The sequence below is a fragment of the Cellulomonas palmilytica genome (assembly GCF_021590045.1).
GTDB classification, from domain to species: Bacteria; Actinomycetota; Actinomycetes; order Actinomycetales; family Cellulomonadaceae; genus Cellulomonas; species Cellulomonas palmilytica.
This window is the reverse complement of sequence record NZ_CP062221.1, coordinates 2,000,546-2,027,225: the sequence shown is the minus strand read 5'-3', so window position 1 is coordinate 2,027,225 and position 26,680 is coordinate 2,000,546. Positions and strand designations below refer to the sequence as shown.

The following is a 26,680-nucleotide window of genomic DNA, read 5'->3' as shown; positions in this document are numbered from 1 at the left end:
CCGGCTGGCGGCGCGGGTGCGCGGCGGGCCAGACTGACGGCGTCAGTCGAGGAGGTCGTCCCACGTGAGCCCCACCCCGCCGCCCCCCACGGTGGTGCACGGTCTCGGAGTGAGCCCCGGTCGCGTGGTCGCGCCCGCGGTGCTCATGCCGCCGCCCGTCACCGAGCCCCCGTCCGGGCGGCGCCTGCCCCCCGGCGCGGACCACCAGGCCGCCGCGGACCGCATCGGCGAGGCGTCCCGGCGCGTGTGCGCGGCGCTCGACGCCGCGGCCGACGCGGCCGAGGGCGACTCCGCCGACGTCCTGCACGCGACCGCCGCGATCGCCGCCGACCCGACGCTCGTCGCGGACGCCGTGCAGCGCGTCATGACCGAGCACCTCGTGCCCGAGCGTGCGGTGTGGGAGGCGGCCGAGTCGGTCGCCGAGCAGTTCGAGGCGCTCGGCGGGCTGTTCGCGGAGCGCACGCGCGACATCCACGACGTGCGTGACCGCCTGGTCGCGGACCTCACCGGCCGGCCCGCGCCCGGCGTGCCGCAGCGCGACGAGCCGTTCGTGCTGGTCGCGCCGGACCTCGCGCCCGCGGTCGTCGCGACGCTCGACACCGAGCGCGTGCTGGCGATCGCGACGTCGGCGGGCGGCCCCACGGCCCACACGGCGATCCTGGCCCGCGCGCGCGGCATCCCGGCCGTCGTCGCGGCGCGCGGGCTCGACGCGCAGGTCACGGACGGCGACGTGGTCGTCGTGGACGGCGGCGCGGGCACGGTCACGCTGCACCCGGACGACGAGCAGGTCGCGCGCACCAAGGCGCTCGCGGCGGTCGAGCGGACGTTCGACGGCGACGGCCGCACGTCCGACGGTCACCGCGTCGAGCTGCTCGCCAACGTGGGCGCACCCGCGGACGCGCAGGCCGCCGCCGCGGCGGGCGCGCAGGGCGTGGGGCTGTTCCGCACCGAGTTCGAGTTCCTCGACCGCGACGAGGCACCGAGCATCGACGAGCAGGTCGCTGCGTACCGCGAGGTGTTCGCGCAGTTCCCGGGCCGCAAGGTCGTCATCCGCACGCTCGACGCGGGCGCCGACAAGCCCATGCCGTTCCTCACGGCGGACGACGAGGCGAACCCCGCGCTCGGCGTGCGCGGCCTGCGCACCGCGACGACGCACCCCGAGGTGCTCGAGGACCAGCTGACCGCGATCGCGCGCGCCGCGCAGGCGGAGTCCGCCGACGTGTGGGTCATGGCGCCCATGGTCGCCACGGTCGCGGAGACCGAGGAGTTCGTCGCCCGCTGCGCCGCGCACGGCCTGAGCACGGCGGGCGTCATGGTCGAGGTGCCGAGCGCCGCGCTCGTCGCCGACCGGATCCTCGCGCACGCGGCGTTCGCGAGCATCGGCACGAACGACCTCACGCAGTACGCCATGGCGGCCGACCGGCTGCTCGGCAGCGTCGCGCACCTGTCGGACGCGTGGCACCCCGCGGTGCTGCGCCTCGTGGCCGAGACGTGCCGCGGCGGCGCCGCGCAGGGGCGGCCGGTCGGCGTCTGCGGCGAGGCCGCCGCGGTGCCGGCGCTCGCGGCCGTGCTCGTCGGGCTGGGCGTGTCGTCGCTGTCGATGACGCCGCGCGCGCTCGCGGACGTCGCCGCGGTGCTGCAGGCGACGACGCTCGACGAGTGCCGCCGGCTCGCGCAGCTCGCGCTCGCGGCGGAGTCCGCCGCGGACGCGCGCGAGACGGTGCGCGCGGCGCTGCCGGTGCTCACCGACCTCGGGCTGTGACGGGACCGGACGGGCGTGCCGGGGCGTCCCGCGCGCGTGTGAGGATGGGCGCGTGAGCCAGACGTTCTACGAGGCCGTGGGCGGCCACGACACGTTCGTCGCACTCGTCGACCGCTTCTACGAGGGGGTCGCGCACGACCCGGTGCTCAAGCCCATGTACCCCGAGGAGGACCTCGGCCCCGCGGCCGAGCGCCTGACGCTGTTCCTCGAGCAGTACTGGGGCGGCCCGACGACGTACTCGCAGGAGCGCGGGCACCCGCGCCTGCGCATGCGGCACGCGCCCTACAAGGTCAACCCGGACGCGCGCGACCGCTGGCTCGCGCACATGCGCGACGCGGTCGACTCGCTCGACCTGGCCCCGCTGCACCGGGCCCAGCTGTGGGACTACCTGGAGCGCGCGGCGCACTCGATGCTCAACACGTTCGAGGACTGACCACCCGCACCGGCTGAGCGGGACGTCACAGCGCGCCCGGCCGCGATCGGGTGGCGTCCGCGTGAGATTCTGCGGGGCATGGAGACGCCCGACCGGGTCGACGCGGTGCTCGACGCGCTGCGCCTGCGGCCCGACCCCGACCAGCCCGACACGTTCACCGCGGGCAGCCTGCCGCAGCCCGGTGGGCGCGTGTTCGGCGGGCAGGTGCTCGCGCAGGCGCTGCTCGCGGCCGGCGCGACGCTCGAGGACGACCGGCTCCCCCACTCGCTGCACGGCTACTTCCTGCGCGCCGGGGACGTCGCGGAGCCGATCACGTTCGCGGTCGAGCGGCTGCGCGACGGCCGGTCGTTCACGGCCCGCCGCACGCACGCGATCCAGAAGGGCGCACCGATCCTGTCGATGATCGCGTCCTTCCAGACCGAGCAGGACGGCATCGACTACGCCGACGCGATGCCGCCCGGCGTCCCGGAACCCGAGGACGTGCGCTCGGTGTTCGACGTGCTCGGGCCGATCGACCACCCGGTGGCGCGGTTCTGGACGCAGGAGGCGGCGTTCGACGTCCGGCACGTCGAGGGCTCGCTGTACCTGGGTCCCGCACCCGAGCGGACCGGGCAGCAGATGGTGTGGTTCCGGTCCCGCTCGCCGCTGCCCGACGGTCAGCTGCTGCACCGCGCGCTGCTCGCGTACGCGTGCGACCAGGTGATGCTCGAGCCGGTCCTGCGCCGCGCGGGCCGCTCGTGGGTGACGCCCGGGATGTCGATCGCGAGCCTCGACCACGCGATCTGGTGGCACCGCGACGTGCGGGTCGACGACTGGCTGCTGTACGTCCAGGCGTCGCCGAGCGCGCAGGGCGGGCGCGGCCTCGGCACGTCGCGCGTGTTCACGCGTGACGGCGTGCTGGTCGCGACGATCGCCCAGGAGGGCATGGTCCGCGTCCCCTGACCAGGCGTGACGCACGCCGCACGGGGAGAACCCGGGCGCTTCGCGCGCTCGCCGTGCGCGCACGGCCGCCGTGCCTCAGGATGCGGGACATGCCGTCGCGCCGCCCCGCCCTCGTCCGTGCCGTCCTCGTCGCCGTCGCGCTCGTCGCCTGGATGGCGGTCGGGGCGTTCGGCGGTCAGGCGCAGGGCAAGCTCTCCCAGGTCCAGACGAACGACACCGCGGCGTTCCTGCCGTCCTCGGCCGAGTCGACGCTCGCTGCCGAGGCCGGCCGCGCGTTCGTCCAGTCGCCCGCGCTGCCCGCGCTCGTCGTCCTGACGCCCGCCGGCGGCGGCCAGGTGACCGACGAGCAGGTCGAGCAGGTCACGGCCGTCGCGCAGGGGTTCCCGGAGCGTCCCGTGCCCGGCACCGACGACGTGTGGGCGGACTACCTCACGGCCGACCCGGTCGTCACGCCGTCGCAGGACGGCGAGGCGCTCCTCGTCGTCTACTCGCTCGACGCGGAGTCCGCCGAGCAGCTCGTCGGCGACGAGGACTCGGTCACCGACGCGTTCGTCACCGACCTGCGCGCGACCCTCGACGACGAGCTCGGCGCGACCGCGTCGTCCGCGGGCGACACCGGGCTCCACGCGTGGGTCACCGGGCCCGCGGGCTTCGTCGCCGACCTCGTGACCGCGTTCGGCGGCGTCGACGGGATCCTGCTGGTCGTCGCGCTCGTCGCGGTGCTGCTCATCCTCGTCGTCGTCTACCGCTCACCGTTGCTGCCGTTCGTCGTGATCCTGACGGCCGTGTTCGCGCTGTCGCTCGCGGGGCTCGTCGTCTACCTGCTCGCGGACGCCGGGACCCTCGTGCTCAACGGGCAGGCGCAGGGCATCCTGTCGATCCTCGTCGTCGGCGCGAGCGTCGACTACGCGCTCCTGCTCGTCGCGCGCTATCGCGAGGAGCTGCGCCACCACGAGCACCCCGCCGCCGCGATGCGCCGCGCCCTGCGCGCGTGCCTCGAGCCGATCGCCGCCTCGGCGGGGACCGTCATCGCGGGCGTGCTCTGCCTGCTGCTGTCCGACCTGGGCTCCAACCGCAACCTCGGGCCCGTGGCCGCGATCGGCATCGCGTCGGCGTTCCTCGCGGCCCTCACGCTCCTGCCCGCGATCCTGCTGCTCGGCGGGCGGCGCTCGCGGTTCTTCTTCTGGCCGCGCACGCCGCGGTTCGTCGAGGACGCCGTGCCGACCACGCCCGGCCGGCCCGCCGACCCGGTCGACCTCACGGGCCTGTGGGGCCGGCTCGCCCGGTGGGTGGGCCGGCACGCGCGCCCCGTGTGGCTGACGACCGCGGCGGTACTCGTCGCGTTCGCCGCGTTCCTGCCGACGTTCTCCGCGTCCGGCACGAGCGAGACCGACGTGTTCCGCACCGAGGTCGACTCCGTGGCGGGCGAGGAGGTCCTCGCCGAGCACTTCCCCGCAGGGGCCGTCGAGCCCATCACGGTGGTCGTCGCGCAGGACGACGCGGACGCCGCCGCGCAGGCCGCCGAGGGCGTCGAGGGCGTCGCGTCCGTCGCGGCGTTCACGGGCACGCCGTCGGGGGCGCCGACGGGCGACGACGCCGAGCCGCTCGTCGTCGACGGCCTCGTGCGCCTCGACGTCGCGACGACCGCGCCGTCCGACTCGCGCGACGCGCAGGACGCGGTGCGCGACGTCCGCACGGCCGTGCACGCCGTGGCGCCGGACGCGCTCGTCGGCGGTGCCGCCGCCGAGCAGGTCGACTCGGTCGACGCGGCGCAGCGCGACCTGCGGGTCATCGTGCCGGTCGTGCTCGTCGTGATCGTCGTCATCCTCACGCTGCTGCTGCGGGCGGTCACCGCCGCGCTCGTGCTGCTGCTCGCCAACGTGCTGTCGTTCGCGGCGACGCTCGGGGTCGCGGCGATCCTGTTCGAGCACGTCTTCGACTACCCGGGCGCCGACCCGACCGTCCCGCTGTTCGCGTTCGTGTTCCTCGTGGCGCTCGGTGTCGACTACTCGATCTTCCTCATGACCCGCGTCCGGGAGGAGTCGCTGCGCGACGGGACGCGCGCGGGCGTGGTGCGCGGGCTCGCCGTGACGGGCGGCGTCATCACGTCGGCGGGCGTGGTGCTCGCGACGACGTTCGCGGCGCTCGTCGTCATCCCGCTGCTGTTCCTCGCGCAGATCGCGTTCCTCGTCGCGTTCGGCGTGCTGCTCGACACGTTCGTCGTGCGCACGCTGCTCGTCCCGGCGCTCGTGCACGACCTCGACCACCGCACGTGGTGGCCGTCGCGGCTGTCCCGACGGCGCGCGCCGTCGGCGGAGCGCTGAGGCGGCGCTCGTGGTGCGGCTGCGTCGGGTCCGCATCGACTCACCGGGGTGGACGCGCCGCCGGGCGGGCCGCGGGTTCGTGTACCTCGACCACGAGCGCGTCCGGATCACCGACGACGAGCACCTGACGCGCATCGTCGCGCTCGCGATCCCGCCCGCGTGGCAGGACGTGTGGATCTGCCCGCTGCCGCACGGCCACATCCAGGCCGCGGGGCTGGACGACGCGCAGCGCCGCCAGTACCTGTACCACCCGCAGTGGCGCGTGCGACGCGACCGGCTCAAGCACGACCACGTGCTCGACGTCGCGCGGCGGCTGCCCGCGGCCCGCCGCCGCGTGCGCCGCGACCTGCAGCTCGACGGCTTCCCGCGGGACAAGGCGCTCGCGCTCGCGTTCCGGCTGCTCGACCTGGCGTACCTGCGCGTCGGCGGCGAGGGGTACGCCCTCAAGCACGGCTCGTACGGCCTGGCGACGCTGCGCAAGGACCACGTGCGCGTGCTGGCGCCCGAGTCGGAGGCCGACCCCGGACGCGTCCATCTGCACTTCCCCGCCAAGTCCGGGCAGGTGCGCGACACGGTCGTCGAGGACGACGACGTCGCCGAGCTCGTGCGCACGCTCGTGCGCCGGCGCGACGACTCCCCCGAGCTGCTCGCGTGGCGCGACGAGGCGGCGCACGTGTGGCGCGACGTCACGAGCGCCGACGTCGCCGCGTACGTCAAGGAGCGCCTGGGCGACGACGCGACGCCCAAGGACTTCCGCACGTGGCACGCGACCGTGCTCGCGGCACGCGGCCTCGCGGCCGCCGGACCGGCCCCCGCGTCGGACCGCGCACGCCGCCGCGTGGTCACGCAGGTGGTGCGGGACGTCGCCGAGGAACTCGGCAACACGCCTGCGGTGTGCCGCGCGTCCTACATCGACCCGCGCGTCGTCGACCTGTGGGAACGCGGCGAGACGATCCGCCCGACCCGCTCGCAGGCCGTCGCGGAGCGCGAGACGCTGCGCCTCCTCGGCTGACCGCTCACGCCGGTCCGCCCGCCGTGCGGGCCGCGCACCCGTGCCGCAGACTGCCACGATGACGACCGACGACGACCTCGCGCCCGAGCCCGTCGCGCACAGCCTGCCCGGGCTCGTGCCCGGCCTCGGCGACGACGGCCGATCGCGCCCCGACGCGCCACTGGCCGTCGTCACGGGCGTCACGGGCTACGTCGGGGGCCGGCTCGTGCCCGAGCTGCTGACCGCGGGCTACCGCGTGCGGGCGGTCGCGCGCACGCCCGACCGGCTGCGCGGGCGCCCGTGGTTCGACGACGTCGAGGTCGTGCAGGCCGACGCCGCCGACGCCGACGAGATCGCCGTTGCGCTGCGCGGTGCGCACGTCGCCTACTACCTCATCCACTCGCTCGGGACCGGCCGCGAGTTCGCCGCGCGGGACCGCCGCACGGCGCAGGCGTTCGCGGACGCCGCGGCCGCCGAGCACGTCGGGCGCATCGTCTACCTCGGCGGTCTCACGCCGGACGACGAGGAGCTCTCGGAGCACCTCGCGTCGCGCGCCGAGGTCGGCGAGATCCTGCTGCGCAGCGGAGTGCCGACCACCGTGCTGCGGGCCGCCGTGATCCTCGGCTCGGGCTCCGCGTCGTTCGAGATGATGCGCTACCTCACCGAGCGGCTGCCCGCGATGACCGTGCCGCGCTGGGTCGAGAACCGGATCCAGCCGATCGCGGTGCGCGACGTGCTGCGCTACCTCGTCGGCGCCGCCGCGATGCCGCCCGACGTGAACCGCGGCTTCGACATCGGCGGCCCGGACGTCCTGACGTACCGCGACATGATGCAGGGCTACGCGGCCGAGGCCGGGCTGCGGCACCGCGTCATCGTGGGCGTGCCGCTGCTCACGCCGCGCCTGTCGAGCCTGTGGGTGTCGCTCGTCACGCCCGTGCCCGGCGGGCTCGCGCGGCCGCTCGTCGGGTCGCTCGTGCACGAGGTCGTCTGCCGCGAGCACGACGTCGCGCGGTACGTGCCCGACCCGCCCGACGGCCTCGTGGGGTTCCGACGAGCGGTCCGGCTCGCGCTGCGACGCGTGCAGGAGGCGTCGGTGGCGACCCGCTGGTCGTCGGCGTCCCTGCCCGGCGCACCGTCCGACCCGCTGCCGAGCGACCCGGACTGGGCGGGCGGCTCGCTGTACGTCGACGAGCGGCGCGTGCAGGTCGACGCGTCCCCCGCGGCGCTGTGGCGCGTCATCGAGGGTGTCGGCGGCGAACGCGGCTGGTACTCGTGGCCGTTCGCGTGGCAGGTGCGCGGCCTGCTCGACACGGTCGTGGGCGGGCCCGGGCTGCGCCGCGGCCGCCGCGACCCCGGGCGCCTGCTCGTCGACGACGCCGTCGACTGGTGGCGCGTCGAGGCCGTCGAGCCCGGCCGGCTCCTGCGGCTGCGGGCCGAGATGCGCGTGCCGGGGCTCGCGTGGCTCGAGCTGCGCGTCGAGCGCGAGGACAACGACAACGACGACGACCAGGGTGACGACCGCGATGACGACCGTGATGACGGCCAGGCGTGGACGACGGCGCCCGTCGTGTTCTCGCAGCGCGCGCTGTTCCACCCGAGCGGGCTGGCGGGCCAGCTCTACTGGTGGTCCGTCGCGCCGTTCCACGGCGTGGTGTTCGGCGGCATGCAGCGCAACATCGCCGCGGCGGCGGAGCGCGCGCAGCGCTCGATGCGGATCAGTGGCGACGTCAGTGGCGACGTCAGTGGCGACGTCAGTGGCGACGTCAGCGGCGACGTCAGTGGCGACGTCAGCGGCGACGCCGCCACCACCGGGCCGGCCGGTCGTGCGGCTCGAGCGTCGTGACCACGCGCTCGACCGCCGCACGCTGCTCGTCGTCCGCGGCGAGCGCGGTGACCAGGACGACGTCGTGCCCGCGGCACAGCGCGCCGGCGACGTGCCAGCCCTCGTCGTCGGACCACCGCACGCCCGCCCGCTGCTCGGTCGGCTCGTCGTCGCCGTGCAGCGGCAGCGTCGCCAGCCCGTCCGGCGCGCCCGCGTCGCGCGCGTGGGCCAGCACGGTCGCCCGCGCGTCGGGGGCCGGCTGCGCGCCGCGGTGCACCGACACGTCGAGCGTGACGTCCTCGCCGCGCACCCGGTAGCGGTGGCCCTCCAGCCCGCTCGCGGCCCAGCCCGCGGGCACGCGCAGCCGGAAGACGCCGGTGTGCTCGAGCACCTGGCCGGGCACGGGGACGTCGGCGTCCGACGCGCTCATCGCCCGCCCCGGCGGCGGATCGCGACGGGCTCCTCGAGGTACGGCTGCCACGCCGCGCGCTCGTCGGGACCGATGCGCGTGGGCGCACCGGTCTCCGAGTCGACCAGCACGATCGTCGTGACGGCGCGCGCGTACACGACCGACGCCGGGTCGGCCGCGGGCAGGTCCCGCACCTGGTAGCAGACGTCGAGGCTCGCGCCGCCGAGGTGCCCGATCCACAGCTCGACCACCACGGGCGAGCGCCGGTACCCGAGCGGCTTGACGTACTGGATCTCCTGGTGCGCGATGAACGTCGACACGCGCGTACCCGGGCCGGCGTCCAGCACGGCCGTGGGGCGCGTCTCGGGCCTCACGCCGTCGGGACCCGCGGGGTGCTGCCAGAACACCTCGATGCGCGCCTCCTCGAGCAGCCGCAGCATCTCCACGTTGTTGACGTGCGCGTACGCGTCCATGTCCGACCAGCGCAGCTGCACCGGCACCTCGAGCCTGGCCATGCGAGTCCTTCCTCCTCCTGCGGGCGCGTCGCCGCGTCCGTCGCATCCTCCCCCGCCGGCGACCCCCGCAGGCGCGACGTCCGTCCCGTGGGTGGTCGCCCCTCAGCGGGCCGCCGCCCGTGCGGCCTGCGCGCGGCAGCGGTCGAGCGCGTCCGTCTCGGCCGCGAGCGGCTCGACGACGAGCGCGCGGGCGACCTGCGCGACCTCCGCGCGCAGCCGCCGTCCCGCAGCCCGCGCGCGACGTCGCGCACCCAGCCGCGCCGCGAGCCCGGCCAGCAGCGCGACGAGCACCCCGCCGACCGCGCCGCCGAGCAGCAGCGCGGTCGGCACCGGGAACGGGCCCCACTGCGGCACGTCCGGCTCCGGCAGCCGCAGGTAGCCCATGGGCGCGAGCCCTGCGAGCCACAGCCCGCCGACGACCGCGGCCGCGAGCAGCAGCCACTGCAGACCGCCGACGGCCCGCCACCACCACGGCGAGCGCCGCGGCAGCAGCGGCGTGCGCGCCACCGCGTGGTCGAGCGCGTCGGTCAGCGTCGGGGTCAGCGCGCCGGTGTCGATCCTCGAGCGCGCGGCGAGGACCCACGCGTCGGGCGCGCCCGCGAGCGCCGCGTCCGCGTGGTCGCGCACCGCGGTCGCGGCCCGCGCACGCTGACCCGCCCCCGGGGGCGGCAGCGACGTGCGCGCGAGCTCCGCCTCGGGCGCAGGCCGGGGCGCGAGTCCGAGGCGGCGCAGCGGGTCGGCGCGCAGGCCCGCGGCCCAGCGCACGGGAGGCCAGCCGGTGCGTGCGGTCGCGGCACGCACCGTCGAGCGACGCACCGCGTCGACGACCGTCGGGACGCCCGCGGCGTCGGCGAGCGCGTCGACGAGCGCGCCGGTGTCGGTGGCACGGCTCCGCGCCGCGGGTCCGCACGCGTCCAGCACCGCGGCGGCGGCGGTGCGCAGGTCGGCGCCGAACCGCCGCGTGCTCGCCTCGCGCCGGCGCACCGCGTCGGCGACGAGCGTGCGCAGCGCGTCGACGCCCGCACCGGTCGCCGCCGAGACGCCGAGCGCACGCGCCGCGCCGATGCCGTCCGCGGCGGCGAGGCGGCGCAGGTCGGCGAGCACCGCGGCCGTGTCGTCGGACGTCAGCCGGTCGACCTGGTTGAGCGCAAGGACGACGACCTCGTCGTGCCCGACGAGCGCGCGCAGGAACCCCTCGTGCAGCGCGGCGTCCGCGTACTTCTGCGGGTCGACGACCCACACGAGCAGGTCGGCGCGCGCGACGAGCCGCTCGGCGCGCACGCGGTGCTCGACGACGACCGAGTCGTGGTCGGGCAGGTCGAGCAGCACGAGCCCGGGCGGCAGCGCGGGCGCCGGCGACGTCGCGGGACCAGCGGGCAGGACGTGGCGGCGGTCGACCTCCAGCCAGTCGAGCAGCGCGGAGGGGTCCTGCCCGCCGTCATCAGACCCGGCACGGCGCGCGACGACGAGCGCCAGCGGGTGGGACGTCGTGGGGCGCTGCACCCCGGTGGCGGCGAGGTCCGCCCCCGCGAGCGCGTTGAGCAGCGACGACTTTCCCGACCCGGTCGCCCCGGCGAGCGCCACGACCGTGTGCTCGGCGGACAGCCCGGCCCGCTCCCGCACGCGCGCGACGAGCGCACGGCCGTCGTCGACGAGGTCGGGTGCGAGACGCTCGGCTCCCGCGTCGAGCGCGGCCTCCAGGGCGTCCGCGCGCTGCTCGAGCGTCAGGCTCATGCGCGCTCCTCGTCGTCACCGGGTGCCGGTCGACCCAGCAGACGTCGCCACAGCCCACGCCGTGGTGCCCGCTCGGGCTCGTCGGCCACGGTCGGCTCGTCGGCGGCGTCCGCGCCGCGCAGGCGCCGCCCGCTCCCTGCGGGGGTGGACCCGGCAGCGGGCGCCGGCCGGCCGCGCCGCTCGTCACGCGCGGCGCGCTCGACCTCGTCCGCCGCCGCGCGCAGCGCGCCCCCGGCCGCGTGCGTCGCACCGAGCGCGTCGAGCTGGGACGTGAAGCGCGCGGACTCGGCGTCGAGCAGCCGCCCGACGCGCGCGTCGAGCAGGTCACGCGCCTGCGCCGCGAGCCGGCGCACGGCCTCGTCGCCGAAGACCGCCTCGAGCAGCTTCTGCGCCACCAGTGCCGTCCCACCCGCGATCCCGACCTCGACGCCCGTGATCCCGCCCGTCGACGCGAACGCGAGCACCATGAGGCTGACGCCGAGCGCGTTGACGCCGAGAGAGAGCCCGCGCGCGGTGCCGCGGCGCGCGACGCCCTGCTCGCGCACGAGCTCCAGCACGTCGCCCTGCCAGCCCCGCACCTCGTCGTCGACCGCGGCGCGCAGCGCGGCCGACCCGCGCGCGAGGGCGAGCCCGGCGAGCCCGACGCCGGCCGGGTCGGAGCGCCACGCCGCGTGCGTGCGCTCCGCGGCGGTGTCCGCGGCGTCGAGCAGCACGGCCTGCAGGCCCGTCGCGATCGCCTGCTCGACCAGCGGCGCGGGTGCGGGGCGCCCGCGCAGGAACCGGCCGACCGCGTCCCGGACCCGCCCCACGCCGGCCTCGACCGAGCGCAGCAGGTCCCCTGTGCCCACCAGGTCCTGCCAGCGCGCGAGGACCTCGCCGCGCAGCATCGCGCCCTGCGAGGTCGCGTCGGACACCGTGCGTGCCGCCTCGTCGTAGGCGATCGCGACCGCCGCGCGCAGCCGCGCGTCGGCGGCGACCTGCGCATCGCCCGCGTCCGCGATCGCCCGAGCACGACGCGCGAGGTCGTCGACCACGCCGTCGCGCGTCGCGAGCGCGACCGCCTCGCGCGCGGGCGCGTCGGCGCCCAGCGCGGTGAGCCACGCGGCGACCGGGGCGACCGCGCGCTCGGGGAGCAGCCCGTCGACGAGCCCGGACTCCGGGACGACGAGCAGCGGCGCGTCCGCGAGCCCGTGGGCGTCCATGAGTCGCCGCAGGTCCGACTCGACCGCCTCAGCCCCGGCGTCGACGCGGTCGACGACGAGCGCGACCTGCGTGTGCCGTCGCGCCGCGACGTGCAGCAGCTCCCACGGCACCGCGTCGGCGTACCGCGCGGCGGTGGTCACGAACAGCCACAGGTCCGCGGCGTCGAGCAGCTGCCCCGCGAGCCGGCGGTTGGCCTCCTCGACCGAGTCGACGTCGGGGGCGTCCAGCAGCGCAAGCCCGGGCGGGAGCACGTCGGACGCCACGAGCCGCAGCGCACGCCGCAGGTCGGCAGCCCCGTGGCCCCCGTCGCCGGACGTGGCCACACGCGCCAGCCCCGGCAGCACGCGGTCGGTGGAGAACCAGCGCTCGTCGAGCGGGTGGTGCACCAGCACGGGCGCGCGCGTGGTCGGCCGCAGCACGCCCGGCGCGGACACCTGCACGCCGAGCAGCGAGTTCACGAGCGTGGACTTGCCCGCGCCCGTGGAGCCGCCGACGACGACGAGCAGCGGCGCCCCGTGCGCGCGCAGGCGCGGCAGCAGGTAGTCGTCGAGCTGGTCGAGCGCGGCCGCGCGGTCCGCGCGCGCGTCCGCGACGCCGTGGGTCTCGAGCGGGAGCTCGAGCGCGACGAGCCGGCTGCGCACGCGCTCGAGCGCCTCGACGAGCGGGCCCTCGCGGCCGCCCGACGCGCCCGCGACCTCGGGTCCCGTCACGGGCGACAGTCTGCCCGAGCACGCGTGCCCCGGCCCGACGAGCGGGACCGGGGCACGCGCGACGCGGCGGCGCGTCGCTCAGTCGCGGCGCAGCTTGCGGTAGGTGACGCGGTGCGGGCGCGCGGCGTCCGCGCCCAGGCGCGCGACCTTGTTCTCCTCGTAGGACGCGAAGTTGCCCTCGAACCAGTACCAGTTCGCCGGGTCCTCCTCGGTGCCCTCGTAGGCCAGGATGTGCGTGGCCACGCGGTCGAGGAACCACCGGTCGTGGGAGACGACGACCGCGCAGCCCGGGAAGTCGAGCAGCGCGTTCTCGAGCGAGCCCAAGGTCTCGACGTCGAGGTCGTTGGTCGGCTCGTCGAGCAGCAGCAGGTTGCCGCCCTGCTTGAGCGTGAGCGCCAGGTTCAGGCGGTTGCGCTCACCGCCGGACAGCACGCCCGCGGGCTTCTGCTGGTCCGGGCCCTTGAAGCCGAACGACGCGACGTACGCACGCGACGGGATCTCGACGTTGCCGACCTTGAGGAAGTCGAGGCCGTCGGAGACGACCTCCCACAGCGTCTTCTTCGGGTCGATGCCGCCGCGCGACTGGTCGACGTACGAGATCGAGACGGTCTCGCCGATCTTGAGCTCGCCGCCGTCGAGCGGCTCGAGGCCCACGATCGTCTTGAACAGCGTCGTCTTGCCGACGCCGTTCGGGCCGATCACGCCGACGATGCCGTTGCGCGGCAGCGTGAAGCTCAGGCCGTCGATGAGCTGACGCCCGTCGAAGCCCTTCTGGAGGTCCTTCGCCTCGAGCACCACGTTGCCCAGGCGCGGGCCCGGCGGGATCTGGATCTCCTCGAAGTCGAGCTTGCGGGTGCGCTCGGCCTCGGCCGCCATCTCCTCGTACCGCGCCAGGCGCGCCTTGGACTTGGTCTGGCGGCCCTTCGCGTTCTGGCGCACCCAGTCGAGCTCGTCCTTGAGGCGCTTGGCGAGCTTGGCGTCCTTCTTGCCCTGGACCTGCAGGCGCTCCTGCTTCTTCTCCAGGTACGTCGAGTAGTTGCCCTCGTACGGGTAGAGGCGACCGCGGTCGACCTCGCAGATCCACTCGGCGATGTTGTCGAGGAAGTACCGGTCGTGCGTCACGGCCAGGATCGCGCCCTGGTACGCCTTGAGGTGCTGCTCGAGCCACTGCACGGACTCGGCGTCCAGGTGGTTGGTGGGCTCGTCGAGCAGCAGCAGGTCCGGCTTCTCGAGCAGCAGCTTGCACAGCGCGACGCGGCGGCGCTCACCACCGGACAGGACCTTGACGTCCGCGTCCGGCGGCGGGCAGCGCAGCGCGTCCATCGCCTGCTCGAGCTGCGCGTCGAGGTCCCACGCGTCGGCCGCGTCGATGGCCTCCTGCAGCTGGCCCATCTCGGCAAGCAGCGCGTCGAAGTCCGCGTCGGGCTCGGCCATGAGCGCCGAGATCTCGTTGTACCGGTCGAGCTTGGCCTTGATCTCGCCGACGCCCTCCTCCACGTTGCCGAGGACGGTCTTGTCGTCGTTGAGCGGCGGCTCCTGCTGCAGGATGCCGACCGTGAAGCCGGGGCTCAGACGCGCCTCGCCGTTCGACGGCTGGTCGAGCCCGGCCATGATCTTCAGGATCGTCGACTTGCCCGCGCCGTTCGGCCCGACGACGCCGATCTTGGCGCCGGGCAGGAAGTTCAGCGAGACGTCGTCGAGGATGACCTTGTCTCCGTGCGCCTTGCGCGCCTTGTACATGGTGTAGATGAACTCAGCCACGGGCTCGGTTCTCCGCCTCACGTGCTCGGGGGTGCTGGGGGTCGCGGGACGCGACGGGCGACCACCCGCCGACGCCGGCCGCGCGCGTGCAGCGGCCGGTCGTCGTCGGGATCGCGGTGCACCAGCCTAGACGCTCACCGGCCGGCGCTCGCGAGCACGGCCTCCTCGGTGAGCACGTGCCCCTCGTCGACCAGGCCCTCGTCGGGCTCGTCCTCGTCGAGCTCGACGAGGCGCGTGACGTCCACGGGCCGCTCGGCACGCACCTCGTCGGGCGAGACCGCCGCGGCGCCGGACAGCGTGCGCTCGAACGTCACCGACCCGTACGTGAGGTCCAGCCCGATGGCCGTCGCCTCGAGCACGAGCGACGTGCGCGTCGCGCCGCCCTGGTCCTGCCACTCGCGCGTCGAGAGCCGCCCCTGCACGACGACGGGCACGCCCTTGCGCAGCGACGCCCCGGCGTTGACCGCGAGGGTCCGCCACGCCTTGACCTGGAACCACTCGGTCCGCGAGTCCTGCCACTGCCCGGTCGCGCGGTTCCACCACCGCCGCGTGCTGCCGACGCGGAACGTCGTGTACGCCGCGCGCCCGTCGTGCGCGGGCAGGGCCGTGATCTCGCTGCCGACCCACCCGGTGACGGTGATGTCGAGAGTCCCGTTGCTCATGCTGCCTCCTCCTGGCCGGTCGCCCCGTGGGACCGGGGCGTGTCCGGGCAGCGTCCCGGCGGTGCGCGCCCTCGTGGGGCGGCCTGCGGCCGGGTTGGGGACGACCCGCTGCCGGCGAAGGGCTGGGGTCGGGTCGCGTCAGCCCCGCGCGGCCTCGAGCAGCCCGCGCACGCGCCGGTGCTCGGCGACGACCGCGGCGGCGGGCTCGACCAGGTCGTGCCGCGCGACCTCCTCGATCGCGGCGCGCCCCTCGTCGCGCACGCGGGCCGCCGCGCGCTGCGCCGCACGCGCACGCACCACGCGCGCCACCACGAGGCTCACGAGCCCGAGCAGCAGGAGCCCCGCGCCGAACCGCAGCGACCCCGTCACGCCCGCACCGGCGACGAGCTCGCCCACCCCCAGACCACCGACGACGAGCCCTGCGAGCCCGAGCGCCGCCGCGAGCCCGACCAGCACCGCCGCGGCGCGCGACCGCCGCACCGCCACGGTCACGTCGCCCAGCGCGTAGCCCACGTGCCGCCCGAGCGCGTCGGCCGACGCCACGCGCTCGTGCACGGAAGCCGTCCACCGCTCGGGGAGGTCCGCGGTCGCGCCCGCGAGCCACGAACCGCGCGCGAGCCGCACCGCGTCCGGGTGCACGGGCACGATCTGCGGCACGCGCACGCCGCGCCCGCGCACGGCCGCCGCGACCGCGTCGGTCACCGCGTCCATGCCGGACGCCTCCGCGAGCGCCGCGACGATCGGGCCCGTCGCGAGCGCGGCGGGTGCGGGCTCGTGCCCCGCGACGCCGCCGGTCAGCCGCCGCGCGGCGGCCGTGACCTCCTGCTCCGCCCGGCGCGCGGCGAGCGAGCGGCCCGCGACGACGGTCGCGAGCCCGGCCCGCAGGTCCGGCACGCCCTCGTCGGTCGCGGCGGACGCCGCCACCACCGGCACGTCGGGCAGCCCGTCCTCGGCGAGCAGGCGCGACACGTCGGCGACGAGCGCCGCGCGCTCCTCCGGCCGCACGGTGTCGACCTGGTTGAGCACGACGAGCATCGACGTGTCCTGGCCCGCGAGCGAGCGCAGGTAGCCCGCGTGCAGCGCCTCGTCGGCGTACTTCTGCGGGTCGACCACCCACACCAGCAGGTCGGCCTGCGGCAGCAGGCGGTCGACGACCTCGCGGTGCGCGGGCTCGACGGAGTCGTGGTCGGGCAGGTCGAGCAGCACGAGGCCGCGCAGCGCCGCCTCGCTCTCGCCGTCGAGCACGCTCTCGCGCTGGATCCGCAGCTCCGGGTGCACGCCCAGCCAGTCGAGCACCGCGTCGCCGCCCGGCCCCCACACGCACGCGGTGACCTGCGAGCTCGTCGGCCGGCGTACACCCACCTCGGCGAACTGCAGCCCGCTGACCCGGTTGAACAGGCTCGACTTGCCCGAGCCGGTGCCGCCCGCGAGCGCGACGACCGTGTGGTCCACGCCGAGCGCGAGCCGCTCGCGCAGCCGCGCGATGGCCGCGCGGGCCTCGGCGGACGCGTCCGGGTCGAGGCGCTCGCCGGCCTCGTCGAGCGCGGACTCGAGCGCCTCGACGCGTGCGGACAGCGCGAGCGTCTCCTCGCCGACGGTCACGCTCGCGGTGGGATCCGCCGCGGCGCCGGTGATGCCCGTGGAGGTGCCCGTGGAGGTGCCCGTGGTGGGGCCCGGGCCGGGCTCCGCAGCGGGTCCGGTCCCCGGCACGGCCTGCGGGTCGGCGCTCGTCGGCACGCTCATGTCAGCCCCTTGATGACGGCGAGCCGCAGGCGCAGTCGCGACGCGGCGTCGGAGGCGAGGTCCGGGTCGGCGAGCGGCGCCGCGGCGTCGTCCCGCACGAGCGAGACCCGGGCACGCGCGCGGCGTTCCAGGTCGGCGCGGAGCTCGGCGACGACGTCCTGGGCGGCCGGGCCGACGAGCGTCGTCAGCGTGCCGAGCGCGTCGTCGACCCCGCCCGCGGCGGCCAGCGCGACGGTCGCGACGACCTCCTCGCCGAGCACGCGCACGGCCTTGTCGCGGCGCTTGGCGGCGGCCTTGTCGAGCGACGGGTCGGCGAGCGCCCCGCGCACCGCGCGCACACCCTGCCCCACCCACGCGCGCGCGGCCTGCTCGGACGCGCCGTCGGGGCCGGTCGAGCGCAGCGCCCAGCGCTCCAGCACGGCGACGGCACCGGCGGGACCCGCCGCGAGCGCCGCGCGCAGGTCCGCGTCCGCGTCGGTCGCGGCCGCGGTCAGCACGGTCGTCGCGGCGTGCGTGACCTCGGCGCGCAGCGCGCCGACGGCGGACTCGCGGTCGGCGCGCCCCCGCGCGGACCCGCGGACCTTGCCGCCGCGCACGGCCGAGCCGATCGCCCCGCGCGGCGACGTCAGCTCGGCCCACCGCACACCCACGGCGCCGCGCGCCACGTCACCGCCTGCGACCGCGGCGCTCGCCCGCTCCAACGGTGCGCGCGTCGCCTCGTCGAGCAGCGCCCCGACCTGCGCGGCCGCGTCGGCCTGCGCCTGGACCGCCTCCGCGAGCTCGTCGACCCACAGCCGCAGCGCCGCGAGCGAGCCCCGCAGCGTCCGGCCGATCACGGTCCGCGCACGGTCCGGCCCGGCGAGCATGAGCAGCCAGCGCTGCACGGGCGCGACCACGCGCGGCTCGAGGGGACCCTCGTGCGGCCCCTGGTCGGGGACGACGAACAGCGGCGACCCCGCGAGCCCGTGCTCGCGCAACCGCGCGAGCAGGTCGCCGCGCACCGCGGGCAGCGACGCCGTGGGGACGCGGTTGAGCACCATCGCGATCGACGCGCCGCGCGCCACCGCGTCCTCCAGCACGCGCCACGGCAACGCGTCGCCGTAGCGCGCGGCGGTCGTGACGAACAGCCACAGGTCCGCGGCCTCGAGCAGACGGTGCGCCGCCTCGCGGTTCGCGTCGAGCACGGAGTCCAGGTCCGGGGCGTCGAGCAGCGCGATCCCGCGCGGCACGGAGTCGTGCGCGACCGCGCGCGCCGTCCCGACCAGCGGGTGCGCCTCGAGCAGGTCCGCGTCGCCCGGGTGGTGCACGAGCACCGGCTCGCGCGTCGTGGGCCGCAGCACGCCCGCGGTCGTCACCTCGTGACCGACGAGCGAGTTCACCAGCGTCGACTTGCCCGCACCGGTCGAGCCGGCGACGACGACGACGGCGGGCGCCGACAGCTCCGTCAGGCGCGGGACCAGGTGCTCGGTGAGCTGGTCGACCAGACGCGCCCGCGACGCGCGCGCCGCGTCCGTCCCCGGCAGGTCGAGCGGGAACGTGGTGCGCTCGACGTCCCGGCGCAGGTCACGCACCGCGTCGAGCAGCGAGCCCGCCGCGAGCGGACGCGCGAGGATCTCGCGCGGGTCGTCCGCCGTGTGCCGCCCCGCGTGCCGGGCGGGCTCGTCGGGCACGGCCGGTCCGGCGCTCGCCGACGCGTCCGGCGCGCTCGCCGAGGCGTCCGGCGCGCTCGCGGGCGCGCCGGGGTGCGCGTCGTCGGGGGCGTACCCGGCGGGCTGCGCCGTGGTGGTGCCGGGCTTGGCGCTCACGGCGCCCATTCTCGCGTCGTCTGATGACCTGGACAAACGCGCCACGCGGGGGTGGCCGAGGCGGCTGCGGCACGAAAGGGGTCATCCGGTCGTGCGCCGACCGTCCGGGTGGCCCCCGCACCGTCCGCCGTCACGCCGGTCAGGGCTCGTCCGGCGCGCCGCGCCCGGGGGTCGCGGCGAACCGCCGCCCGCCGTCGGAGGTCAGCCCGAGCTCGTCCGCGAGGAACAGGAACGCGCGCGCGTACGGCTGCTCGGCGACCTCGGCCCGCACCCGCGGCCAGTCCACCTGCTCGCGCAGCGCGCGCACCATCGGCAGCAGCAACGTGAAGTCGCAGTAGTGCTCGCCCAGCACCCGCAGCTTCGCGGAGACGATCTCGGTCGCCCCGATCACGGGCATCCGCACCGCGAGCACCTCGAGCTCCTGGGCCTGCGCGAGCTGCTCGCGCGTCACGGGCTCGCCGACCATGCGGAAGATGACGTCGACGAGCTGGCCGTGGTGGTATGCCTTGAACAGCCAGTTCTCCGCGGGCTCCTGCACGTCGAGCCCTGCCGCGGCGAGCACCTGCCGCGCCCGGTCGGCGTCCTGCTCGGCGACGGCGAAGTCGGCGTCGTGGTTCGGCTCGGGCGCCCCGAGCGCCCACGCCGCGTACCCGCCGACGAGCGCGAACGGCACCTGCGCGTCGATCAGCGCGACCGCCGTGCGGCGCACCGCGTCCTGCAGCGCGAGCCTGGCGTCGGGCGTCTCGGCGCCGGCCGCGGGCGGCAGCGGCGCGGGCGCGGCCCCGACGAGCGGGGGCGCGGCCGCGTCGTCGGCGGCGGGGGCCGGGCCGGACGTCGGGCCGGGCGTCGGGACGGACATGGTGCGTGTGTACACCGGGCGGCGGCGTCCCGCAGCCCGAGCGGTACGCGCGGCGCCGGGTCACAATCGCGGCGTGCGGCTCGCGACGTTCAACATCCTGCACGGGCGCTCGACGTCCGACGGCCGGGTGGACCTCGACCGCTTCGCCGCCGCGGTGCGCCGGCTCGACGCGGACGTCCTCGCGCTGCAGGAGGTGGACCGCGACCAGGCGCGCTCGCACGGCGCGGACCTCACGGCCGTCGCGGCCGACGCCCTGGGCGCCCGCCACCACCGCTTCGCGGCGACGCTGCACGGCGAGCCGGACCTGTGGGTCGCGGCCACCGGCGATGCCCAGCCCTCCGGCGCGGCGTACGGGATCGCGCTGCTGTCCCGGCTGCCGGTGCTGGAGTGGCGCGTCGTCGCGCTGCCCGCGCTGCGCCGCCGCGCGCCCGTGCTGTTCCCGGGTCGCCGGTGGCCGACGCTCGTGCGCGACGAGCCGCGGTCCGCGATCGCGGCGGTCGTGCACGCCCCTGAGGGGCCGTGCACCGTCGTCGGGACGCACCTGACGTTCATCCCGGGCTGGAACGTGCGCCAGCTGCGGCACGTCGTGCGCGCGACGCACCCGATGCCCGGGCCGCGTGTCGTCATGGGCGACCTCAACCTCGAGGGCGAGCGGCCCGCACGGGTCACCGGGCTGCACCCCCTCGCGCGCGCCGCGACCTTCCCCGTGGACCAGCCCGACCGGCAGCTCGACCACGTGCTCGGCACCGCGGACGTCCGCGCGACCGACGCCCGCGCGCTCGACCTCGGGCTCTCGGACCACCGCGCGCTCGTCGTCGACGCCACGTTCTGAACCGACGGCACCCGTGCTGCCCGTCCCCCCGGGCGGCGCCCCCTGCTGGCGCCCCCGGCAGGACTCGAACCTGCGACCGACCGCTTAGAAGGCGGCTGCTCTGTCCACTGAGCTACGGGGGCCGGCAGCCGCAGGGTACCGGTACGCGGCCCGCGGACCCGGGCCGTCTCGCCCGCACCGGCGCCGAATAATCCCGTGACGGGCGTATCTGGGCCGTGGTCTGGTTGTCCTGCACGGTGGTCGAGAGCGGTCAGCCCCGCCCCGGCCCGTGCCGTCGCGGATCCCCGCACCTTCACCCACCCACCGAGGAGTTCCTCATGCACGCCCTCATGTCCACCGACCTCGCCCGCATCGAGCACGACGAGCGCGAGCGCGACACCCAGGTCGCCCTGGCGCGCGCCGAGCAGGCCAGATCCCGTGAGCACGCCGCGAGCCATCCACCGGAACGCCGGCTCGGCCTCGCGCTGCTCCTGCTGTACGCACGCGCGCACTGACCCGTCCGATGCGCCGGGCACGCACGACCCAGAAGAACGGCGGTCCCCCACCCGGGGGGCCGCCGTTCTCGCGTCCGCGGGTCACCCCCGTCGCTGCCGGTGCGCGCGGCCGGGGCGTGCCACCATGTCCGCATGTACGCAGGTCACGTGCCGGTCCCCCACGGGCAGGGTCGTGACCTCGCCGTACCCGGGGGCCGGCGCTGATGGGCCGCCACGCGGGACGCGAGCGCGTCGACCTGCGCACCCGGCTCACCACGTGGCTCGAGCGTCTGCTCGTCGGGATCGGCGCCGCCGGCGTGATCGCCGTGGTGCTGCGCTGGGCGGGGACGTCGGTCTCGACAGCCGTGACCGTGGGCGTCGCGGTGCTCGTGCTCGTCCCGGTCGCCGCGTGGGTCGCGTCCACGGTGCCGCAGGGCAGCGACGACGAGGCCCCGCACGCCGGCTCGCAGCCGGGTCCGCACCCCGGTCCGCACCCCGGTCCGCACGGCGGGCCGTGACGTCGCGCGCTCGCTCGTCGTCCTAGGCTGACCCGCGTGACGACGACGCAGCCCAACGGCCACGAGAGCAGCGACCGGATCGTGTGGATCGACTGCGAGATGACAGGGCTCGACCTCACGGCCGACGCGCTCGTCGAGGTCGCCGTGGTGGTCACCGACTCCGAGCTCAACGTGCTGGGTGACGGTGTCGACGTGCTGGTGGCTCCCCCGCCGGAGGCGCTCGAGCAGATGGGCGACTTCGTGCGCACGATGCACACCACCTCCGGCCTGCTCGACGCGCTCACGACGGGCACCACGCTCGAGGACGCGCAGCGTCAGGTGCTCGAGTACGTCCGCACCTGGGTGCCCGAGCCGGGCAAGGCCCCGCTCGCGGGCAACTCGGTCGGCACGGACAAGACGTTCCTCGACCGCGACATGCCCGAGCTCGTCGCCCACCTGCACTACCGCGTGATCGACGTCTCGTCGATCAAGGAGCTCGCCCGCCGCTGGTACCCGCGCGTGTACTTCGCCTCGCCGCCCAAGAACGGCGGCCACCGCGCGCTCGCGGACATCCTCGAGAGCATCGACGAGCTGCGCTACTACCGCGCCGCGCTGTTCCCCTCGGCCCCCGGCCCGGACTCGGCCACCGCCCGACGCATCTCCGCGGAGATCGCCGCGAGCTCGGTCGCGAAGCGCTGACACCGCCCCTGACCTGCGGGGACACCCGGTGCGACGACGAAGGGCGCCGACTCGAGATCGGCGCCCTTCGTCGTACTGGGGTGGCTAACGGGACTTGAACCCGCGACCCCCTGGACCACAACCAGGTGCTCTACCACCTGAGCTATAGCCACCACTGTCCCGGTCGGAACCGGGCCGTCGAAAAGTGTACCGGCTCGCGAGCAGTACTTCGCACACGAGTGCCGGCCCGCGCGGCGGGCGGGGCTCAGGGCCGGACGCGCGCGGCCACCGCGTCGGCGAACCGCTCCACCGACCCCGCGGAGTGCTCGAAGAACAGGCTCGGCTCCGCGAGCTCGAGCTCCAGGAGCACCGGCTCGCCGTCGTCGTCGGGGATGAGGTCGACGCGCGCGTACAGCAGCGGCGCGTCGAGGTCGAGGATCCCGGGCAGCTCGCCGACCACCCGGCGCGCGAGCGCGAGCTCGGCGTCGCTGGGCTCGGCGGGGCTCATCTTGTCGTCGCGGTACAGCACGCCCTCGTCCGAGCCCTCCTTGTACGGGCCGGACAGCAGCGCGCCCTTGCGCACCGCGTGCGAGAACTCCCCCTCGACGAAGACGAGCGCGATCTCGCCGACGGTGTCGACCTGACGCAGGTAGCGCTGGATCATGACCCAGCGGCCGACGCCGAGCAGGTTCTTGGCGTGCATGATCGCCTGCGACCGCTGCGGCGTCTCGTCGGCGCGGTACCGGCCCGTGTCGCGCGACCCGGCGCTCACGGTGGGCTTGACGACGAAGTCGCCGAACGCGGGGAAACGCGTGTGGATCGCGCGGGCGTTGAAGTTGCGCGCGGGGTCGAGCCAGATCGTCGGGACCGTCGGGACCCCGGTGGCCTCGAGGTCGCGCAGGTACGTCTTGTCGATGTTCCACGTCACGACGGCCGAGGGGTTGAGCAGCACGCTCGAGGCCTCGACGCGGCGGGTCCAGTCGGCGAACTGCGCTGGCCGGTGCGTGTAGTCCCACGTCGAGCGGATGAGCACGTGCGGGTAGGTGCCCCAGTCCACGGTCGGGTCGTCCCAGACGACGACGTCGGTGGCGATGCCGCGCGCCTCGAGCGCCGCGCGCAGCGGGGCGTCGTCGGGGTCGAGGTCGGGCAGCTCGGCGCACGTCACGAGGGCGAGTCGCGCCTGCGTGCCGGAGGCCGTTGCGGGGGTCGTCGTCACGATCGCAGCGTACCGGCGCGCGCTGCGCCGGCCAGGTGACGGACGTCACGACGAGGTGCCCGCCGGAGGCTCGCGGAGCTGCTGGCCCGGAGGACGCACGAGGCCCCCGGCATCGACCGGGGGCCTCGTGAGGTGGTACGGCACCAGGGACTCGAACCCTGAACCCGCTGATTAAGAGTCAGCTGCTCTGCCAGTTGAGCTAGTGCCGCGCGGGAAAGAACGTTAGCAGCCCCGCGGCACTGGTTGCGAACTCGTTCCGGTCGTCGTGACGAGGGTCACGGGTCCGCGGCCTCGCCGGACGCCTCCTCGCGCAGCAGCTGGGCCGCGGTCGGCGCGGGCATCGTCAGGTCCGCGACCAACGAGAGCGGGATGCGGGACGCGACGAGCGCGCGGATCCGCTCGGGGCTCACGTCCACGTCCGACGCGCGTCGCGGGCGCTCCGGGGGCACGCGGGAGTCGGCGGCGGGGTCGCTCATCGACACCTCCTGCAGGTCCGGCGACCGACCTCTCCCCCCGGGCCGCGCAGGTCAGCACAGCATCGGCGGCCGTGGATGTCCCGGCAGTCGACCGACCTCCACGAGATCCACACAAACCGCCCAGTGGCGGATGCGACCGGCCGGGCCCAGAGGCAGCCGGGCCTAGAGGTACAGGCCGGTGCCCTCGCCCGTCGCGCGCGGCGCGGCGACCGCGTGCACGTCCTTCTCGCGCAGGAGCACGTACGTCGCGCCCTCGAGCTCGACCTCGGCACGGTCCTCCGGGTCGAACAGCACCCGGTCCCCCACCTCGACCTGACGCACGTGCTGGCCGACGGCGCGCACGTGCGCCCACGCGAGGCGCTTGCCGACCGCCGCGGTCGCGGGGATGACGATGCCGGCCGCGGACCGGCGCTCGGCCGCCTCACCGTCGAGCTCGACGAGGAGCCGGTCGTTGAGCATCCGGATCGGCAGCGGCCCGGCGTCTGCCCGCGCCGTGGCGGGGGCCGGGCTCGTCGTCGTCACCGGCGGGGTCGTCGCAGGAAGGGACTCGGGCGTCGTGCTCACGCGCCGACGCTACCTCGCGCGCGCCCGTAGGCTGACGCCGGATCTGACACCGGACCGATGCCGGCCCGACACCGGCGCACCGGCTCGCACGCAAGGAGACCTCATGCCCCGCCTCGCCGCCGGCGACACCGCACCCGAGTTCACGCTGCCCACGGCGGACGGCGGCTCGCTGACGCTCTCCGACCTGCGCGGGCGCCGGGTGATCGTGTACTTCTACCCGGCTGCGGGTACGCCGGGGTGCACCAAGCAGGCGTGCGACTTCCGGGACTCGCTCGCGTCGCTGCAGGGCGCGGGGTTCGCGGTCGTGGGCGTCTCGCCCGACCCGGTGGCGAAGCTCGCGGCGTTCGCAGCCGACGAGCACCTGACGTTCCCGCTGGTGTCCGACGAGTCGCGCGGGACGCTCGAGGCGTGGGGCGCGTACGGCGAGAAGCAGCTGTACGGCAAGACGGTCACGGGCGTCATCCGCTCGACCGTCGTGCTCGACGCGGACGGCGTGGTCGAGCTCGCGCAGTACAACGTGCGCGCGACGGGTCACGTCGCCAAGCTCCGCCGCGACCTCGGCATCGCCTGACGCCCCGCGAGGAATGCACGCGGTGCGCCGCACGGACGCGCGCACCCGCGTGGCGCCGACGCCACGACGACCTGTCCGCCCGCCCGAGCGCACCCCGTACGGGTGAACGAGCGGACCGACGAGTCCTGGCGCACCGGTCGGCGCCGCGCACGGACCCGCGGCCGGACGCGCGCACGGGCGGTGTGGGAGGATCGGCGCCCCGGCGGAAGTGGTGAAACGGCAGCCACGCCAGGTTTAGGTCCTGGTGCCCTCACGGGCGTGCGGGTTCGACTCCCGTCTTCCGCACCGAGCCGGCCCCGGAACCCGGGCCGATGCCGGCGCGACGCGCCGTGCGCACGCCACGTCGTCGCGCAGCCTGCCGGCACGTCCCCGCCCCCGCCGCGTCCTCGAGGACACGGGTCTCGCCATGCGGACCGACCCCGTGGGACACAAGCGGACGATTGCCCAGCGAAACGAAGAAATCGGCGCATTTTCACGTTTCACTTGAATTCTCACCTCCGCAATCGCCCCCGACCGCACAAAGTGGTCAATAGCATTCCGTGGGAGCGCTCACACACCGGCGTCGACGATGCGGACGCGCGTCGCCGTCCCCCGCCGGTTCGTCCCGCGAGTCCGTCGCGACTCGTCACCGATGAGGAGTTCGCATGCCCAGAACGTCCCTGCACGCCCGCGTCGCCCTCGCTCTCACGGCAGGGGTCCTCGCGTCCGCCCTCGCGGCGTGCAGCAGCAGCGCGAGCGCTGACCCGTCCACCTTGTCGATCGTCGCCGGCAGCGGCACCGGCGGGCTCGTCAAGGTCGGGTTCTCGCAGCAGCCCGGCGACGACGCCGGGTGGCGTGCCGCGAGCACCGAGTCCGTCCGGTCCAGCCTCTCGGCGGCGAACGGCGTCGAGCTGCTCGTCGCCGACACCCAGCAGGACCAGGCCGGCCAGATCGCCGCGCTCCGCGACTTCGTCGAGCAGGGGGTCGACGTGATCGCGTTCTCGCCCGGCGCCGAGACCGGGTGGGACGAGGTCCTGCAGGAGATCAAGGACGCCGACATCCCGCTCGTCCTGGTCGACGGCACGATCGAGACCCTCGTGATCGACCCCTACATCACGTGGATCGGCCACGACTTCGAGGGCGAGGGCGCCACCGTCGGCGAGTGGGTCGTCGCGCACCACCCCGACGTGGCGGCCTTCCAGGTCGGGGGGACGCCCGGCTCGAGCGTGCAGCGGGATCGCGACGCCGGCTTCGCGTCCGCCGTCGGCGCCAGGAATATCGTCGGCAGAGCCACGGGGCACGGCACCCGCGACGGCGGCCGCACCGCGACGGCCGCCGCACTGCGGGCGCACCCGGAGCTCGGCCTCGTCTTCGCGCACGACGACGAGATGGCCCTGGGTGCGGTCGAGGCCGTCGAGGCCGCGGACAAGGTCCCGGGCGAGGACGTCGTCGTGGTCGCGGTCGCGGGCGGCCGCGAGAGCCTGCAGGCGGTCGTCGACGGGACGATCGGGTACGTCGTCGAGTGCAACCCGGCGTTCGGCGACCAGGTGCTCGACGCCGTGATGAAGGCCCACAAGGGCGAGGACCTCCCGCGCAGGTTCATCGTCATGGACCGCGCGTTCGACTCCACCGTGACGCAGGCCGACGTCGCCTCCCGACCGTACTGACCTGGCCCGGCTGTGGTGAGAACGCTCTCACCACAGCCGGGCCGGGTTGCCT

The 26,680-nt window shown here is 75.9% G+C and carries 24 protein-coding genes and 4 tRNA genes; 13 read left to right on the top strand and 15 right to left on the bottom strand.

All coding sequences use genetic code 11. The features are described 5' to 3' along the window. The first annotated feature begins 145 nt into the window (after positions 1–145). The 6 genes from ptsP (at position 146) to F1D97_RS09225 (ending at position 8,295) form a co-directional block, all read left to right on the top strand. The gene (gene ptsP, locus F1D97_RS09250; RefSeq protein ID WP_236123548.1) at positions 146–1,762 is read left to right on the top strand and encodes a phosphoenolpyruvate--protein phosphotransferase; all 1,617 of its coding nucleotides are present in this window, start codon (positions 146–148) and stop codon (positions 1,760–1,762) included. A 52-nt stretch (positions 1,763–1,814) separates the two neighbouring features. Next, complete coding sequence (locus F1D97_RS09245; RefSeq protein ID WP_236120244.1) at positions 1,815–2,195, top strand: globin; 381 nt, start codon at positions 1,815–1,817, stop codon at positions 2,193–2,195. 78 nt (positions 2,196–2,273) lie between these two features. Then, entirely contained in the window at positions 2,274–3,137 is an 864-nt protein-coding gene (locus F1D97_RS09240) for an acyl-CoA thioesterase (RefSeq protein WP_236120243.1), read from the top strand. A gap of 89 nt (positions 3,138–3,226) precedes the next feature. After that, positions 3,227–5,461, top strand: coding sequence for an MMPL family transporter (locus tag F1D97_RS09235; RefSeq protein WP_236120242.1), 2,235 nt, complete (start codon positions 3,227–3,229; stop codon positions 5,459–5,461). Between the two features lie 10 nt (positions 5,462–5,471). After that, a complete protein-coding gene (locus tag F1D97_RS09230; protein ID WP_236120241.1) occupies positions 5,472–6,473 on the top strand; it encodes a DNA topoisomerase IB in 1,002 nt (333 codons plus the stop codon). Positions 6,474–6,531: 58 nt separating this feature from the next. After that, a complete protein-coding gene (locus tag F1D97_RS09225) occupies positions 6,532–8,295 on the top strand; it encodes an SDR family oxidoreductase (protein ID WP_236120240.1) in 1,764 nt (587 codons plus the stop codon). On the opposite strand, the gene F1D97_RS09220 is transcribed toward F1D97_RS09225, so the two are convergent. From F1D97_RS09220 to F1D97_RS09180, 9 genes are all read right to left on the bottom strand, one after another. Further along, positions 8,240–8,704, bottom strand: a complete 465-nt coding sequence (locus F1D97_RS09220) for a hypothetical protein (RefSeq protein WP_236120239.1) — start codon at positions 8,702–8,704, stop codon at positions 8,240–8,242. The genes F1D97_RS09225 and F1D97_RS09220 overlap by 56 nt on opposite strands. Continuing rightward, positions 8,701–9,198, bottom strand: coding sequence for an acyl-CoA thioesterase (locus F1D97_RS09215; RefSeq protein ID WP_236120238.1), 498 nt, complete (start codon positions 9,196–9,198; stop codon positions 8,701–8,703). The genes F1D97_RS09220 and F1D97_RS09215 overlap by 4 nt, the downstream gene beginning before the upstream one ends. Before the next feature lie 102 nt (positions 9,199–9,300). After that, positions 9,301–10,932 carry a GTPase family protein gene (locus F1D97_RS09210; RefSeq protein WP_236120237.1) on the bottom strand — a complete coding sequence of 544 codons (1,632 nt, stop codon included), beginning with the start codon at positions 10,930–10,932 and terminating at the stop codon, positions 9,301–9,303. Beyond that, positions 10,929–12,845, bottom strand: coding sequence for a dynamin family protein (locus tag F1D97_RS09205; RefSeq protein WP_236120236.1), 1,917 nt, complete (start codon positions 12,843–12,845; stop codon positions 10,929–10,931). Before F1D97_RS09205 ends, F1D97_RS09210 begins: the two co-directional genes overlap by 4 nt. Positions 12,846–12,923: 78 nt before the next feature. After that, positions 12,924–14,606, bottom strand: a complete 1,683-nt coding sequence (gene ettA, locus F1D97_RS09200) for an energy-dependent translational throttle protein EttA (protein ID WP_236120235.1) — start codon at positions 14,604–14,606, stop codon at positions 12,924–12,926. A 134-nt stretch (positions 14,607–14,740) separates the two neighbouring features. Next, positions 14,741–15,268, bottom strand: a complete 528-nt coding sequence (locus tag F1D97_RS09195; protein ID WP_236120234.1) for a single-stranded DNA-binding protein — start codon at positions 15,266–15,268, stop codon at positions 14,741–14,743. A 138-nt stretch (positions 15,269–15,406) separates the two neighbouring features. Further along, positions 15,407–17,011, bottom strand: a complete 1,605-nt coding sequence (locus F1D97_RS09190; RefSeq protein WP_236120233.1) for a P-loop NTPase family protein — start codon at positions 17,009–17,011, stop codon at positions 15,407–15,409. Continuing rightward, positions 17,008–18,825, bottom strand: coding sequence for a GTPase domain-containing protein (locus F1D97_RS09185; RefSeq protein ID WP_236120232.1), 1,818 nt, complete (start codon positions 18,823–18,825; stop codon positions 17,008–17,010). The genes F1D97_RS09190 and F1D97_RS09185 overlap by 4 nt, the downstream gene beginning before the upstream one ends. A 130-nt stretch (positions 18,826–18,955) precedes the next feature. Continuing rightward, complete coding sequence (locus F1D97_RS09180) at positions 18,956–19,675, bottom strand: hypothetical protein (RefSeq protein WP_236120231.1); 720 nt, start codon at positions 19,673–19,675, stop codon at positions 18,956–18,958. 73 nt (positions 19,676–19,748) lie between these two features. Here F1D97_RS09180 and F1D97_RS09175 point away from each other — a divergent pair, with 73 nt between their 5' ends. Beyond that, positions 19,749–20,507 (top strand): endonuclease/exonuclease/phosphatase family protein, encoded by a 759-nt coding sequence (locus F1D97_RS09175; RefSeq protein WP_236120230.1) that lies wholly within the window; start codon positions 19,749–19,751, stop codon positions 20,505–20,507. A gap of 46 nt (positions 20,508–20,553) precedes the next feature. On the opposite strand, the gene F1D97_RS09170 is transcribed toward F1D97_RS09175, so the two are convergent. Beyond that, positions 20,554–20,629 (bottom strand) — tRNA-Arg (locus tag F1D97_RS09170). 195 nt (positions 20,630–20,824) lie between these two features. Between F1D97_RS09170 and F1D97_RS09165 the strand changes: the two genes are divergently transcribed. From F1D97_RS09165 to orn, 3 genes are all read left to right on the top strand, one after another. Continuing rightward, entirely contained in the window at positions 20,825–21,001 is a 177-nt protein-coding gene (locus F1D97_RS09165) for a hypothetical protein (RefSeq protein ID WP_236120229.1), read from the top strand. 203 nt (positions 21,002–21,204) lie between these two features. Continuing rightward, the gene (locus F1D97_RS09160; protein WP_236120227.1) at positions 21,205–21,498 is read left to right on the top strand and encodes a hypothetical protein; all 294 of its coding nucleotides are present in this window, start codon (positions 21,205–21,207) and stop codon (positions 21,496–21,498) included. 99 nt (positions 21,499–21,597) lie between these two features. After that, positions 21,598–22,176 (top strand): oligoribonuclease, encoded by a 579-nt coding sequence (gene orn / locus F1D97_RS09155; protein ID WP_236123547.1) that lies wholly within the window; start codon positions 21,598–21,600, stop codon positions 22,174–22,176. 76 nt (positions 22,177–22,252) lie between these two features. Here orn and F1D97_RS09150 read toward each other — a convergent pair. From F1D97_RS09150 to F1D97_RS09130, 5 genes are all read right to left on the bottom strand, one after another. Then, positions 22,253–22,328 (bottom strand) — tRNA-His (locus F1D97_RS09150). A 92-nt stretch (positions 22,329–22,420) separates the two neighbouring features. Beyond that, positions 22,421–23,371, bottom strand: coding sequence for an ATP-grasp domain-containing protein (locus F1D97_RS09145; RefSeq protein WP_236120225.1), 951 nt, complete (start codon positions 23,369–23,371; stop codon positions 22,421–22,423). Positions 23,372–23,504: 133 nt separating this feature from the next. Next, a tRNA-Lys gene (locus F1D97_RS09140) sits at positions 23,505–23,580 on the bottom strand. A gap of 66 nt (positions 23,581–23,646) precedes the next feature. Beyond that, positions 23,647–23,847, bottom strand: coding sequence for a hypothetical protein (locus tag F1D97_RS09135; protein ID WP_236120223.1), 201 nt, complete (start codon positions 23,845–23,847; stop codon positions 23,647–23,649). Positions 23,848–24,009: 162 nt separating this feature from the next. Further along, entirely contained in the window at positions 24,010–24,306 is a 297-nt protein-coding gene (locus F1D97_RS09130; protein ID WP_236123546.1) for a GroES family chaperonin, read from the bottom strand. A 208-nt stretch (positions 24,307–24,514) separates the two neighbouring features. Between F1D97_RS09130 and F1D97_RS09125 the strand changes: the two genes are divergently transcribed. The 3 genes from F1D97_RS09125 (at position 24,515) to F1D97_RS09115 (ending at position 26,628) form a co-directional block, all read left to right on the top strand. After that, complete coding sequence (locus F1D97_RS09125; RefSeq protein WP_236120221.1) at positions 24,515–24,982, top strand: peroxiredoxin; 468 nt, start codon at positions 24,515–24,517, stop codon at positions 24,980–24,982. A 202-nt stretch (positions 24,983–25,184) separates the two neighbouring features. Continuing rightward, positions 25,185–25,267: transfer RNA gene (locus F1D97_RS09120), tRNA-Leu, on the top strand. Between the two features lie 359 nt (positions 25,268–25,626). Further along, entirely contained in the window at positions 25,627–26,628 is a 1,002-nt protein-coding gene (locus F1D97_RS09115; protein ID WP_236120220.1) for a substrate-binding domain-containing protein, read from the top strand. Positions 26,629–26,680 lie beyond the last annotated feature (52 nt).

Excerpts from the sequence above, each read along its gene's own strand:
- F1D97_RS09115 (WP_236120220.1), top strand. The coding sequence starts at position 25,627 with ATGCCCAGAACGTCCCTGCACGCCCGCGTCGCCCTCGCTCTCACGGCA.
- F1D97_RS09190 (WP_236120233.1), bottom strand. The coding sequence starts at position 17,011 with ATGAGCGTGCCGACGAGCGCCGACCCGCAGGCCGTGCCGGGGACCGGA.
- F1D97_RS09165 (WP_236120229.1), top strand. The coding sequence starts at position 20,825 with ATGCACGCCCTCATGTCCACCGACCTCGCCCGCATCGAGCACGACGAG.
- F1D97_RS09235 (WP_236120242.1), top strand. The coding sequence starts at position 3,227 with ATGCCGTCGCGCCGCCCCGCCCTCGTCCGTGCCGTCCTCGTCGCCGTC.
- F1D97_RS09130 (WP_236123546.1), bottom strand. The coding sequence starts at position 24,306 with ATGCTCAACGACCGGCTCCTCGTCGAGCTCGACGGTGAGGCGGCCGAG.
- F1D97_RS09215 (WP_236120238.1), bottom strand. The coding sequence starts at position 9,198 with ATGGCCAGGCTCGAGGTGCCGGTGCAGCTGCGCTGGTCGGACATGGAC.
- ptsP (WP_236123548.1), top strand. The coding sequence starts at position 146 with ATGCCGCCGCCCGTCACCGAGCCCCCGTCCGGGCGGCGCCTGCCCCCC.
- F1D97_RS09180 (WP_236120231.1), bottom strand. The coding sequence starts at position 19,675 with ATGTCCGTCCCGACGCCCGGCCCGACGTCCGGCCCGGCCCCCGCCGCC.
- F1D97_RS09125 (WP_236120221.1), top strand. The coding sequence starts at position 24,515 with ATGCCCCGCCTCGCCGCCGGCGACACCGCACCCGAGTTCACGCTGCCC.
- F1D97_RS09195 (WP_236120234.1), bottom strand. The coding sequence starts at position 15,268 with ATGAGCAACGGGACTCTCGACATCACCGTCACCGGGTGGGTCGGCAGC.
- F1D97_RS09220 (WP_236120239.1), bottom strand. The coding sequence starts at position 8,704 with ATGAGCGCGTCGGACGCCGACGTCCCCGTGCCCGGCCAGGTGCTCGAG.
- F1D97_RS09225 (WP_236120240.1), top strand. The coding sequence starts at position 6,532 with ATGACGACCGACGACGACCTCGCGCCCGAGCCCGTCGCGCACAGCCTG.
- orn (WP_236123547.1), top strand. The coding sequence starts at position 21,598 with ATGACAGGGCTCGACCTCACGGCCGACGCGCTCGTCGAGGTCGCCGTG.
- F1D97_RS09240 (WP_236120243.1), top strand. The coding sequence starts at position 2,274 with ATGGAGACGCCCGACCGGGTCGACGCGGTGCTCGACGCGCTGCGCCTG.
- F1D97_RS09160 (WP_236120227.1), top strand. The coding sequence starts at position 21,205 with ATGGGCCGCCACGCGGGACGCGAGCGCGTCGACCTGCGCACCCGGCTC.
- F1D97_RS09185 (WP_236120232.1), bottom strand. The coding sequence starts at position 18,825 with ATGGGCGCCGTGAGCGCCAAGCCCGGCACCACCACGGCGCAGCCCGCC.
- F1D97_RS09210 (WP_236120237.1), bottom strand. The coding sequence starts at position 10,932 with ATGAGCCTGACGCTCGAGCAGCGCGCGGACGCCCTGGAGGCCGCGCTC.
- F1D97_RS09135 (WP_236120223.1), bottom strand. The coding sequence starts at position 23,847 with ATGAGCGACCCCGCCGCCGACTCCCGCGTGCCCCCGGAGCGCCCGCGA.